The organism is Microcoleus sp. FACHB-68 (genome assembly GCF_014695715.1).
Lineage (GTDB): Bacteria > Cyanobacteriota > Cyanobacteriia > Cyanobacteriales > Oscillatoriaceae > FACHB-68.
In genome coordinates, this window is the sequence record NZ_JACJOT010000008.1 from 517203 (window position 1) to 530964 (window position 13762).

The following is a 13762-nucleotide window of genomic DNA, read 5'->3' on the forward strand; positions in this document are numbered from 1 at the left end:
AGCAAAGTTTAATTTTTTATGAGCGGGTGAGATAAATCGATTCAACTAGGGAAAACTAGAAAAATCAGAGAGATGCAATTCCTGCCGGCACTTCCTCTTTTTTAAAGCCGGTGATTTAGCCCTCTTATTGACGAGTGAGGAAAACGCCCCCACACAGTCTCAGAGGAAGCTAAAAACGATGCCGGCGGGAATATCTTTGATAGACAATATCCTAGAACCCGTATTAGCCACCCTTACCCAATAAAAGCAACAATCGCTTATCAGATATGCTATGCCGCAACACATGAAAGGGGAATTTTCCCGGTTTAATACATTTTTCTACGGGCTGGCAGGAATGGCTGTCGTTGCCGGCACACTTGCCCTAACACCGCCGACAGCAGCGATCAGTCAGCCGACACCAGCCGCGACGCCAACCGTACCGAACCCAGCGGAAACACCCGCAACTCCCAGCACGAATCCTAACTATGATCGTGGGATCGAACTCCTGAAGCAAGGAAATTATAAGGCAGCAATTAAAGCCTTTACCCAAGCCTTGCGGACAAATCCTAATGATGCCAGCGCATACTACCAACGGGCAAATAGCTACTATGCCCTCAAAAACTACAAAGCCGCAATTGCTGACTATACTGAAACGCTTAAAAGAAATTTCAACGAAGCAGATGTCTACCAAAGGCGCGGCAACGCCCAATACGCCCTTAAAGACTATCAGGCAGCAATTGCAGATTACACAGAAGCTATCGCAAAAAATCCCCAAGAAGCTGATACTTATCAGCGCAGAGGGAACGCCCAATACGCCCTCAAAAATTATCAGGCAGCGCTTGCTGATTACACTGCAGCGATTGAGCGAAATCCTGAAAAAGCCGAAACTTACCAGCGCCGGGGCAATGCCCACTACGCTCTAAAAGACTACAAAACAGCCATTGTTGATTACAGCGAAGCAATTAAAAGAAATCCCGAAGAAGTTGGTGCTTACCAACAGCGAGGTAATGCTTACTACGCCCTCGCTGACTACAAAGCAGCACTCGCTGATTATACCGAGGTGATTGGGCGAAATCCCAAGGAAGCCGCCGCTTACCGCCAGCGAGGACACGCCCGTTACGCAACCAAGGATTATCAAGGCGCAATTGGGGATTTTTCTAAAGCGATCCAGAATAACTCCAACGATGCCAATGCTTATATGGGGCGAAGTGTCGCTCGCTTTGTGATTGCAGACTACGAAGGAACGATTGTCGATTGTACCAAAGCGATTCAGATAGAAACGAATAATCCGGATGCTTACTATTACAGGGGTATGGCTCACAGCAAATTAGGGAAAAATCCTACAGCAATTGAGGATCTACGAAAAGCTGCGGATATCTACAAACAACAAGGCGATAGGGATGCTTACCAAAGGGCACAGGCTCAAATTCAAAAGCTGCAATAGTAGCGAGTGAAAAAGAGAAGACAGTGCCGGAGTGGATCGCAGTTTTCACATCTCGAAGGTATAGGCCAACTGTAGGGGCGGGTTTAGGAAAGGATAGCTGTTTTTAAAGGAACAAACTCTCTATCAAACCCGCTCTATACTATCGGTGTGTTTTGGGAACTGGCAAAACGCTATACCAAAAATTTATTTTGGAGCTTTATGTTTTGTTTCCTGTTGCTCAACGCGTTTGAAACCTGATCGTTAAACTGTTAAAAAATATACTGATTTCTTATGATTTATTATCGGTTGCGAACCCTAGAAATGCTGCCAAAGATCGCTAAAATTCATCAAAAATGGTATTGCTTGGGAGCCGGTATTGCAGCCGGCATGATACTGGCGCTAATGCCACCGGCACCGAGTATAGCTCAATCAACTAGCGATTTTCTGGCTCAGCTCGGCAGTTCCAGCGAAGCAAGAATTTACAACGAGCGGGGGGTGAGTCGCTATCAGCAGGGAAATTATCAAGCGGCGATTGAGGACTTTACCCAAGCAATCGAGATGAATCCCAATTTGGCAGAAGTGTACGTTAACCGGGGAGTCACTCGCCGACAAGTGAACGATCTAATCGGCTCGATTGCGGATTACACAAAAGCAATTGAGCTGCAACCCAACTTTGCCGGCACCTACTACAACCGGGGAAATGTCCGTGCTCAGGTGGGAGACTATGAGGGCGCGATTGAGGATTATAATCGGGCAGTGCAGCTCAATCCAGAACTCGCTGAAGCTTTCTACGGGCGGGGTTTGGCGCATCGCCGGCTGGGAAACAATGAAGGGGCAATTGCCGATTATAGTAAGGCGATTCAGCTACAGCCGAATAACGCCCTTGCTTACCAAAACCGGGCAGTGGTTCGCGCTTTGCAAGGAGATCATCAAGCGGCGCTGACAGACTACACCCAAGCGATTCAGATTAATCCCAGTGATGCCGGTGCTTACATTAGCCGGGGACGTTCTCGTTTTGCCTTGGGAGACAAGCAAGGCGCGATTACCGATTATGACCAAGCATTGCAGCAAAATCGCAATTACTCTTTGGCTTGGTTCCACCGGGGTAATGCTTTTATGGATTTGGGAGACTATGAAAATGCGCTTTCTTCCTATGATCTGGCGATTAAAGCGGATAGTAATTGGGGAAACACCAGTCTTGCCGATGCGTACAGCAACCGAGGAAATGCACGTTCTAAACTCGGCAATTTTCAGGCAGCAATTGAAGATTACAATCAGGCTATTAAGATGAATTTTGAGGATGCCGGTGCTTACTATAGCCGAGGAATGGCACGATTTGCTTTGAAAGATAAGCAAAGGGCACGTCAGGATTTAAGCAAAGCCGCAGAACTTTATCAAAAACTTGGCAATACTGAAAAATACCAAGAGGTTGTAGATGCCATTAAAACTATCCAGTAATCACCCTAGCGAATTTATGCCGGCAAATTCCGAGCCGGTTACAACTGAACCCTCAAAACTCAACCCTCAAAACTCACAAACCCCTCAAAACTCAGCACTCATTAGGCGCATCATCGGTCTCACCGGCAGCATTAGCACTGGCAAAACAACGGTTTCTAACTATCTTGCCAATACCCACAAATTGCCGGTATTTGATGCTGATATTTATGCCCGTGAAGCGGTTAATTTAGATTCTCCGATTTTGAGACAAATTAGCGAACGTTATAGTGATGATATCCTGCTATCTGATGGCAATCTCGACCGCAAAAAACTCGGCCAAATCATCTTTAATAACCCAGATGAACGCCGCTGGCTAGAGCTACAAATTCATCCTTATGTGCGTGAACGCTTAATTAATTCATCTAAAAGTTATATTTGTCAAGGGGAAAATTCAAAATCTCCCATTATTTTAGTGGTGCCTTTACTGTTTGAATCGAATATGACAGATTTAGTCACAGAAATTTGGGTGGTTTCCTGTGCGCCGGCACATCAACTAGAGCGACTGATGCAGCGCGATCACTTAACTTTAGAACAAGCGCAAGCCCGAATTAATAGTCAAATGCCGATTGAGGAAAAATGCGCTCGCGCTGATGTGGTTTTAGATAATTCATCAACCCTGGAAAACCTCCTACAACAGGTTGATAGTGCTTTAAACCGGCAACCTCTACCCTAACAGTCACATTCTGCTTTTTTCTCAAGTTTTGATATGAACAGTTTTAACTAATTCGTGGCTTAAAATTCCGCAAACGTAGGGCATTTGTTACAACAGAAACTGAACTAAAAGCCATTGCCGCACCGGCAAGAATTGGATTAAGCAACCAACCCGTGAATGGATAAAGCACCCCAGCAGCAATGGGAATACCCGCAGTATTATAAACAAAAGCAAAAAACAAATTTTGCCGTATATTTGCCATTGTGGCGCGGCTCAACTGAATTGCTGTGACAATGCCGGCTAAATCCCCAGAAATTAAAGTAATATCACTTGCAGCAATTGCCACATCTGTCCCCGTTCCGATGGCAATTCCCACATCAGCTTGAGCTAAAGCCGGCGCATCATTAATTCCATCTCCCACCATCGCCACAATTCGATTTTCAATTCCTTGCTTTTCCATCTGAAGCGATTTGATAATTTCCGCTTTTCGATCAGGACGCACTTCTGCAAAAATGCGACTGATGCCAACTTCTTGAGCGATTGCTTCCGCTGTCTGCCGGTTGTCGCCGGTAAGCATTACAACTTCTAAATTCATACTTTTTAACGCCCTGACAGCGGCAGCAGAAGAACGTTTGAGAGCATCTGCAATTCCCACTAATCCCTCAATTTTCCCATCAACTGCAATCCAGGCAGTGGTTTTACCGGCAGCTTCCCATTTATCTTGATGAATTTGTAATTTCTCCGTCTCAATTCCTAAATCATTCATCCACCGAGAGTTGCCAATTTGCACAAATTGCCCTGCCACAAAACCCTCTACACCGGCACCGGCAATTGCCCCAAATTTCTCCGCTGCCGGCAAGGGAAACTCGACCCCTTGAGACTTGGCATATTGAACAATTGCCTCTGCTAGCGGATGCTCAGAATTTCGCTCAACTGTTGCCGCTAAGCGCAAAAGTTTAATTTCGTTGCCCCAGGCTGTCCCTTGAACCGTCACATAATCCGTAACGGTTGGTTTTCCTTCAGTCAGAGTGCCGGTTTTATCTAACACGATTGTCTGAATTTTATGGGCAAGTTCTAAACTTTCAGCATCTTGGATCAAAATGCCATTTTCTGCACCTTTGCCGGTTCCCACCATCACAGATGTCGGAGTTGCTAAACCTAGGGCACAAGGACAGGCGATAATTAAAACACCGACCGTTGCACTGACGGTCATTTTTAAGTCAGCAGTCGCACTAATCCACACGATGAAAGTTAAAAGCGCGACGACCATCACTGCCGGCACAAACACTCCCGTTACCCGATCTGCCAAGTGTTGCACCGGCGCTTTTGATCCTTGTGCTTGTTGCACCATCTGCACAATTTGAGCCAGAAATGTATCTTGTCCAACTCGCGTTGCTCGAAATTTAAAGCTGCCGGTTTTGTTAATGGTTCCCCCAATAACTTCATCGGAAAATTGCTTTTTCACCGGCATACTTTCCCCCGTCACCATCGCCTCATCTACCATCGAGTTTCCCTCGATGACTTCGCCATCCACGGGAATTTTCTCGCCGGGACGGACTAAAATCACCTCACCCACGGTAACGGCGGCAACGGGAATATCCATCTCTTTTCCCTCACGAATGACTCGCGCTGTCTTCGCCTGCAAACCCATGAGTTTGTGCATCGCTTGGGAGGTTTGAGATTTCGCCCGACTTTCTAGCAGCCGGCCTAAGAGAATCATGGTAATAATGACGGTGACGCAATCATAGTAAAGATCGCCGCATGACAATACCGGCACACTGCCATTAATCATCGGCTTAGCAAAAAATTGCGGAAAAAACGTGGCAAACACCGAGTATAAAAACGCCGCGCCGGTGCCGGTGGCAATCAATGTGTTCATGTCCGCAGCGCCACTTCTGACCGCTTTCCAGCCCCGTTGGAAGAAGATTTGACCGCAAAAGACCATCACTGGCGTCGCCAGCATCAGGCCACTCCAAGGACTATGCAGCCATGCCGGCACCGGCAGTGGCCACTTTGTGAGTAATTGCACCGTCGCTGCCGTTAGCATGAAGCTGATCGAGCCGGCGATCACCACTTGGCGCAACAGATCCGCTTGTTCGGCTTCTCGTTCCTCCCGTTCAGCATCCAGGGTTTCGCCGCTCATTTCCTGAACCGGCTGTACTCCATATCCCGCATCTGTTACGGCTTGCTGAATTTGCTCTAAATTTGTTTGGGTGGGATTGTATTGAACAGTAGCTTGTTCCGCACCAAAGCTGACATTGCATTCAGCAACGCCACTAACCGAGTGGATGACTCGCTCGATTCTGCCGGCGCAAGCAGCACAACCCATGCCTTTGACTTTCAGATAGAGCGTTTCCATTGTTGAAACTTTCCAGAAGGGGGTTTTAGTTGCCGGGATTGGGACTTTAGGGGACAAGAAGCCTCATCCCGGCAGTGTGTGGGCGATGCTCAATAATTTAACTAAATCTATGTGCCGGCTGGTTGCCTAAATGGCAATTTGTTGATTTTTTTTAAGCGTGCCGGTATTGGCAATATCACCACGCGTTGAGAACCGCTATAAAATAAAGCCGGTGAAGCTCCTATCTTAACGCCCCCAATTACTTAGCTGCTGTCACTTCGATTTCAACCAACCATCCCGGCTGCACTAATTGGGTCACTTGTGTACGCGTTCGTACGGGTATTTCAGGCTGTTGGTTATTGCCGAAAAACTCAGCGTAAGCTTCCTGAAACGCGCCGAAGTCGGCTTTTCCGTTGAGCGCTGGATCACCCACCAAGTATCCATGTACCTTAATCACGTCACCCATTGAGTATCCGCGCTTCTGAAGAATTGATTGAATATTGGTGAGAATATTTCTGGTTTGAGTCTTCGTGTCTCCATAGGCTTGAGGCGTATTTGGATCGGCAGTTTGATTGATAGCCGGCGGCACCATACCGCTTAGAAATAGCAAGCTTTTGTTACCAGGAACCGCAACCGATTCTAAAAACTGATTGACATAAGGTGAGCTGGGGTCAAGCCGGTAACGTACTATTTCCGCTGCATCGACTCGCCACACGAAAGCCAGCAACGTTGCCACAATTCCGACAACTAGCAGAATTGGCTTAACTCGGCTAATACTTTTCATTTGATCAACTCCTTGTGAGTTTAAATCATGTTACCGATCAGTTTGCCCCTAAACTGCTAGCTGCTAACGTTAAGAATTCTTTCCAGTTTGAGAAGGGCGGAATAGCAATAGGGTTGAGAAAGGGATTTCTAGGATTTAGTTTTCTTTAAAAACAACTTTTTTTTATGGCTCAGGCTTCAACAGCAAAGATTCCAGTCACAGAATTTAGATAACGATTTGAAGTTGAAAAGGCGATACGTCTGCACTCAGCCCACGCTGAAGCTTAAAATCATTTTCTGTTCTGTAAATATAAGCGGGTTCTTCTGTATAATATAAAATTACTAACGCTGCTTTTTTCCTGCGTTCTGTATTTCTTAACCCACTGGCCTAATCGCCCACTCTAAGAGAGACTTTAAGATCCACAGTTTTGCAGACTGTACTTGCGCTAGCTTTGTTGTACCTGTAAATAGCTTAGACCTTCCCCTAATGATTACTACACCGCACTTGTGCATTTGAGCACAGTGACGGGGAAAAATAAAACCATTCACTGTCATCTGCGAATTAACGAGCTATGACTGTCATACGGCAACTTCAGCAACTGACAAATAGGCAGAAGCTTAATCACGGGTGGCGACGTCGAGATCTGCAAGAAAGAAACCCTCGCGAAGAGGCAGCGCCAACGCCCCAAAACTTGGTGATGCGGTTGATTATTGGCGGGACAACTTTAATTGTCAGTCTATGTGCTTATTATAGCTATCAGGTCGTGCGGAACCTGATGCTAGAAAACTTGAAGGAAAAAGCATTTTTAGGGGTTAAAGAAGGGACTCAAGAAATTGACAGTTGGATTGCGAAATACAAGGCTGCATTAGAGTCCAGCGCTAACAACCCAATATTCCGAACGATGGATTGGGAAAAAATAGAGCCGTATCTGCTTTCGGAACAGCAGCGTCTGCCTGAATTTATGTATTTTGGGATGATTGATGCGAAGGGTTTCCTGTACACCACCCTCAAGGATCAGCCTCAAGGAAGCATCAACCTCAAAGATCGTAAACACGTTCAGGGAGCAATGGCAGGAACGAGTAGTTTGTCTAATCCGTTAATTGCCCGCGTCCCTGTAGGAGAGAAAATCGTCGCTTATGCAGTCCCTGTTTGGTCGGGCATTGCAGTACCTGAAAAGCCTTTGGGAAAGGTTATTGGTGCCATCAATGGCGTGATTAATATTAACAAAGTTGTTGAGGTAGTCAATGATTTGCAATATGGGAAAGACAGCTATGCTTTTGCGCTCAATTCCAATGGAGAAGCGATTGTTCATCCCAATCCAGCATTGATGTCTACCTTAGAAAAACCCGCCCCTAGTTTCTTAAAGCTGCCAGATTCAAGTTTGGCGATGATCGCCCAAAATATGGTAAATCGGCAACAGGGCATCCAGCTAATTTTGATTGATGGGAAGCAGCAATATGTCGCCTATATGCCGCTTGACCAAGCCAATTGGTCGGTTGCTTTAGTGATTCCCCGGCAAAATATTGAAGCGCAACTTCGTCCCCTCGACTTAATCGCAGTCGTTGTACTAGGACTAACCGGCACAATGATTGCAGTTTTGTGGCAGATACAATCTTTTGAGCAGTCCCAACTCAAAAAATCAAAGATCACGGCTGAGGCGGCTAAAAAAGCAGCAGATGCTGCTAACAAAGCAAAAAGTGAATTTCTGGCTAACATGAGTCATGAATTGCGTACCCCTCTCAACGGCATTTTGGGTTACGCTCAAATTCTCCAACGCAGTAAAAACCTGACCTCAAAGCAACAAGATGGCTTGGAAATTATCTACCAGTGTGGTTCCCACTTGCTGACTTTAATTAATGACATTTTAGACTTGTCGAAAATTGAAGCGCGGCGAATGGAACTGGAAAAGAGTGATTTTCATTTTCCTTCCTTCCTTCAATGTGTCGAAGAAATTTGCTCGATTAAAGCGGAACAGAAAGGAATATATTTCAATTATTTGCCGGCATCTAACCTACCGGAAGCCATTCATACCGATGAAAAGCGGCTACGCCAAGTGTTGATTAATCTCTTGGGCAATGCGATTAAATTCACAGATAAGGGGGGCGTTACGTTTAAAGTAGAAGCTAGCAGGTTGGCACTTCAATCGTTCGAGATTCAGGAAATTGAACTTATTCAAAATTTATATAAAATCCGCTTCCAAATTGAGGATACCGGCGTTGGCATCAGTCCCGAAGAAGTAGACAAAATCTTTATGCCTTTTGAACAGGTGGGAGATCGAAAGCGCCGCGCCGAAGGGACAGGATTAGGATTGGCAATTAGCCATAACATTGTTAACCTCATGGGTAGCCAAATTCAGGTGCAAAGCCAAGTGGGTGCCGGCAGCACTTTTTCTTTTGAAGTTGATCTGCCCCTAGCCTATGGGTGGAGACAGGATACACTAGCAATAGATGGAAAAAAAATTGCTGGCTATCATGGAGATCGTCAAATCATTTTAGTTGTAGACGATAAGTGGGAAAATCGTTCCGTATTGGTGAATTTGTTGGAACCGCTAGGCTTTGAAGTTATAGAGGCTGAAAATGGTCAAGAAGGGTTAGAAAAAGCGCTCGAATCGCTCCCCAATTTAATCATCTTAGATATTCTAATGCCGGTTATGAATGGATATGAAATGTTGCAGCAATTGCGTGATTTAGAGCCACTCAAAGCTATAAGAACTATCGTCTTATCTGCCTCTGTTTCAGTGACTGAGCGGCAAAAAAGTCTCGAAGCAGGAGGAGATGAGTTTCTGGCTAAGCCTCTCCAAGTAGATGAGTTGTTCCACGTATTAGAAAAACATCTGGCGATTAGCTGGAAATATGAAACATCAGCCACAGAATTTTATTCTAATTTAATATCATCCTCAACAAGAACAGGACTCAAAAATCTAGAAATGGAAATTACGGCTCCCCCTCTAGAATCTTTAAATAAAATGCTGGTATTTGTTCAACAAGGGCGGCTGAAAAAAGTCCTAGAGGAAGCGAAAGAAATTGAAAAACTAGATCTAAAATATGGGCAGTTTGTTCAAGAAGTTATGCAATTATCACAGAAATTTCAGGGAGAAAAAATTGAGATTTTAATTAAAAGATGTATAGAAATGCAACAAAATTGACAATTCTTCTTTAAAAAACTTGAAACTTTCAAATTTTGAAGCTAAAAATGATAGAGAGCAGGCAAAAAACTTCCAAAATTTGTGCAAATTAATGATTGACTGCGAAAATATTAACTCCCTAACTCTTATAAACTGATTTGAGCTACTACCCATGTCTGAACCCACCTTAATCTTAGTCGTCGATGATACGCCTGCCAATTTAGAAGTCATGTCTGAAGTCTTGAGCGATGCCGGTTATGAAGTTGCCATCGCGATTGATGGGGAACGAGCACTCAAACAAATTCAGTATAGTTTACCTGATCTGATCTTGCTAGACGTGATGATGCCAGGAATCGATGGTTTTGAAACTTGCAAGCAGTTAAAAGAAAATCCAAAAACGTTTGAGATTCCCATAATTTTCATGACAGCGCTTTCTGATATCGAAAATAAAGTTAAAGGCTTTAATGCCGGCGCAGTTGATTACATTACAAAACCCTTTCAAGAAATTGAAGTTTTAGCGCGAGTCAAACTTCATCTCAAGCTTCACTCTTTAACCAAAAACTTAGAAGAGAAAGTCTCTTTAAGAACCGCAGAACTTTCCTTAGCCCTCGAACAATTACAAAAATCTCAATTGCAGCTTGTGCAAAAAGAAAAATTGTCTACACTCGGACAATTAGTAGCCGGCGTGGCTCACGAAATCAATAATCCAGTTGGCTTTGTTAGCGGCAATCTTGACTATGCTGAACAATATGTTACCGAGTTACTATCTTTAATTGAACTTTATCAACAACACTATCCCAATCCAGTTGTTGAAATTCAAGAGGCCGTCGAATCCCTTGAATTAGATTATTTGAAAGAAGATTTTCCTAATTTAATTTTATCGATGAAGGAAGGCATTGAGCGGATTCGGAATATCAGCACCAGTTTACGCACGTTTTCCCGGTCAGATAGTGATTGTCCGACTTCCTTTAATATCCATGAGGGGATTGATAGCACCCTCATGATTTTGAAATATCGATTAAAAGAAAATAACACCCGTCCAGCTATTCTTATTGAAAAAAACTACGGAAATTTGTCTAAAATTGAATGTTTCCCTGGAAAACTCAATCAGGTATTTATGAATCTGATCGCAAATGCTATCGATGCTTTGGAAGAGAGCAACTGGGGACGCACTTTTGCGGAAATTAAGGCTCATCCTAATCGAATTATCATCCAGACAGAGTGTTCAGATAATGGTGAACAGGTCTTAATTCGGATTCAAGACAATGGGATAGGAATGTCGGATGAAGTTCAAAGTCAAGTATTTCAGCATCTGTTTACGACAAAAGCCGTAGGTCAAGGAACTGGGCTGGGATTATCAATCGCCTATCAAATTGTTGTTGAAAAGCATGGCGGCAAGCTAGATGTTAAGTCGCAATTGGGAAAAGGTTCAGAGTTTATTATTACCCTTCCGATTAGGCAAGAGGGAGAAGATCGGTTAGGGGAAGAAAACTCATGCCCGCTTGCCACAGTAATGTGATTAAAAAAGCACTATCCTGCTTCCATCACCGATATTAACAACTACATAACCGGCTCAAACTGAAAACTCCCACCCTAACGGATAGGCTAATTCGAGGTAATTTAGATAATCGGTTGGGAATTTGTGCGACGAATCGCCACGACGGCTGGTTTGGGTGGATCGTTGGCACCTTTACCGGGCCAGTTGGAACCGATTGGCACTTGACGCTTTTGCATGAATTGCTTGCCATCAGTGGTTAGCATGGCAAATTCTCGCGTTTCTGCTGCCATGTTCTGGCGAATGCCCTTTGCTTCCCCTGGATGCTGCACAGCTAAAAATAATGTCTGTTGATCGTTTGTGAAGAATGGCCCTGTGGTTTCGCAATCCATTGGCCCACAGCCGAACAAAAATGCTTTACCGGCATCGTCCCCAGAGGTTGGCATATACCAAATTGAGTTGTTCCCAAATAAACCAAGCATTTTAGAAGTTTCTACAGGTTTACCGGCTTCTACACGGCTAGGAACGGCTTTATTATGTCCGCCGGTGCCCATATCTGTCACCATCCAGATGTTGCCCTTCGGATCAATTAACAGATTATCTGGGTTGGAAAATCCCATGCCACCGCCAGCCGGTTCACCGCCGGTTGCTGCCATTTTCCAGCTAAATTTTGAGGCAGCAGGGTCATTGTTTTCTTCCTCTAAGCGCATGATCCAGCCGTAAGGATAGGGCGTTTCGCCTTGCGGGCCTTTAAAAATGCGCTGATCTGGCCCGCCTTCTTTCCCGGAAAGGCCGGCAGTAAAGGTGATGTACAGTGACCCATCAGGCGCGATTTCCGTGTCTTCCGGGCGGGCTGTGCAGGTGGCACCGGCAGCGTTGCCGGCATAATGAGCATCAATTAAAATTGCCCCTTGTTTCTCTTCCGGGTTGCCGGTGTACAAATCCCCCAAAGTTTTAAATTGCTGTTTAAACTGGGTAACTTGTTCGTTATTTTCAACTTGAATATAAGGATTTGTGCCGGGATTAGAGGATTTTGGGGGTTGAGATTCGTTCTCGTTTCTCTGCTTGCCCACTGTCACGTTTCCCGGTTCCCGATAAGGTAGCAAGAGGCTATTTCCGATAATATTGTTAGGCAGATCAGGATTAACTGCAGTATCTGCTTTTAGGGGAATCCAACTGCCGGTGCCGTCTGAGTTGAATTTAGCGGCGTATAGTTGGCCGGTTGCTAGTAACTTGGAGTTGGCTTTGTCGGTGGGGTTGCTAACAGCATCTTTGCTAACAAATTTATAGACGTGTCCACCCTGGCGATCACAGCCGGAATAAAAGGCAAGCGGTTTACCGGCTTCTACGCGTACGCCGACGGCTTCATGCCGGTAGCGTCCTAACCAGGTATGTTTGGTGCCATAGTCTTTAGGATTGGCCGGGTCTACTTCTACGATCCAACCATATTTGTTGCCGGCAAGTCCAAATACATTGCCTTGTGCGTCGAGACTTGCTGTGTTGAAAGGCAGTTCTGCCGGCGGATAAGATGTGCCATCAGGATAGACGGGTTCAGGGACTTGGGACTGAAAGTTTTCTTCCCCACTTAAAACCGTTCCCCACGGCGTTGTTCCACCGGCACAGTTACCAAAGGTGCCAATAATTTGATCACCTAATTTATCAATATAGCCTTGCCCTTGCTGTTTCTTAAAAATCGCCACTGCTGGGCCGGTTGTTTTCAGATAACGCCCATCTTCTAATCCTGAGATGCCGGTGATTCGCCGATCCGCTGCGGAATTGGTTCTTTCCCAACTGCCGTCTGGTTGCCGGCGCAAGGAAATCACTCCCATTCCTTGATCAATTAAGGCTTCTTTGCAAATTTCCCGAATCTTAACTTTGATCGGGTCACTATCCGCAAGTGCAAAGGCATTTAGCCCATCTTTACCGGCTTTTTTAACAGCAGCGTCTACTTCCTCAAAAGGTAGGGTTTTGCCAATTACTTGTTGAAAGCTTTGCAGCCAAGGACGTTCGCTAATATATTCAAAGTTAATTGTTAGATAACCTTCATCAGGGCCGGTTTGCACAAAGGATAGGTAATCGTTGTTATAACCAAAGCGGGAATCCCCGACTTTATCACCCCAAGCGGCAATAATTTGATAGGTAAAACCATCTGGCAAAACCAGGTCATCCGCCACTTCATAGGTGCTATAGGCTTGCGGTTGTTTGGCCGGCTCAACCCCATCTGTGAACAGCGGCATCGGCCCTTTAACGGGCAGAAATAGCCGTTTCAGAGCGTTTTGAGAGGAAGTCTGTGTGGGTGAATTTGGCCCACACGATTGCAAGGAATTCAAGGCAACTGCGCCGGCAGCACTTCCCAGAAATACTAAAAAATCCCGACGTTTAACACTCATATTGATTTGTAATTTTAGATGAGTTGATAGCTGGTGCAGTTTTTAATCTGAAACAATTTTAGAAGTGAGACGGCAGATTTTTACATAACAATTAATTATCC

The 13762-nt window shown here is 45.0% G+C and carries 8 protein-coding genes; 5 read left to right on the plus strand and 3 right to left on the minus strand.

Annotated elements, in window-relative coordinates:
• Positions 1–271 precede the first annotated feature (271 nt).
• The 3 genes from H6F73_RS11130 to coaE all read left to right on the plus strand — a co-directional run bounded on the left by H6F73_RS11130 (position 272) and on the right by coaE (position 3572).
• Complete coding sequence (locus tag H6F73_RS11130; RefSeq protein WP_190758826.1) at positions 272–1423, plus strand: tetratricopeptide repeat protein; 1152 nt, start codon at positions 272–274, stop codon at positions 1421–1423.
• Positions 1424–1693: 270 nt separating this feature from the next.
• Positions 1694–2860, plus strand: a complete 1167-nt coding sequence (locus H6F73_RS11135) for a tetratricopeptide repeat protein (protein WP_190758827.1) — start codon at positions 1694–1696, stop codon at positions 2858–2860.
• Positions 2838–3572: a dephospho-CoA kinase gene (gene coaE, locus H6F73_RS11140; RefSeq protein ID WP_242072415.1), complete on the plus strand. Its 735-nt coding sequence runs from the start codon at positions 2838–2840 to the stop codon at positions 3570–3572. The genes H6F73_RS11135 and coaE overlap by 23 nt, the downstream gene beginning before the upstream one ends.
• A gap of 43 nt (positions 3573–3615) precedes the next feature.
• On the opposite strand, the gene H6F73_RS11145 is transcribed toward coaE, so the two are convergent.
• A complete protein-coding gene (locus tag H6F73_RS11145) occupies positions 3616–5910 on the minus strand; it encodes a heavy metal translocating P-type ATPase (protein ID WP_190758828.1) in 2295 nt (764 codons plus the stop codon).
• A 238-nt stretch (positions 5911–6148) separates the two neighbouring features.
• Complete coding sequence (locus tag H6F73_RS11150; RefSeq protein ID WP_190758829.1) at positions 6149–6673, minus strand: RidA family protein; 525 nt, start codon at positions 6671–6673, stop codon at positions 6149–6151.
• Between the two features lie 550 nt (positions 6674–7223).
• Between H6F73_RS11150 and H6F73_RS11155 the strand changes: the two genes are divergently transcribed.
• Together H6F73_RS11155 and H6F73_RS11160 are read left to right on the plus strand one after the other, a co-directional pair.
• Positions 7224–9797, plus strand: coding sequence for an ATP-binding protein (locus tag H6F73_RS11155; protein ID WP_242072416.1), 2574 nt, complete (start codon positions 7224–7226; stop codon positions 9795–9797).
• Between the two features lie 151 nt (positions 9798–9948).
• The gene (locus tag H6F73_RS11160; protein WP_190758830.1) at positions 9949–11295 is read left to right on the plus strand and encodes a response regulator; all 1347 of its coding nucleotides are present in this window, start codon (positions 9949–9951) and stop codon (positions 11293–11295) included.
• A gap of 101 nt (positions 11296–11396) precedes the next feature.
• Here the strand turns inward: H6F73_RS11160 and H6F73_RS11165 are convergent, their stop codons facing one another.
• Positions 11397–13661 (minus strand): alkaline phosphatase PhoX, encoded by a 2265-nt coding sequence (locus H6F73_RS11165; protein ID WP_190758831.1) that lies wholly within the window; start codon positions 13659–13661, stop codon positions 11397–11399.
• Between the last annotated feature and the right edge of the window lie 101 nt (positions 13662–13762).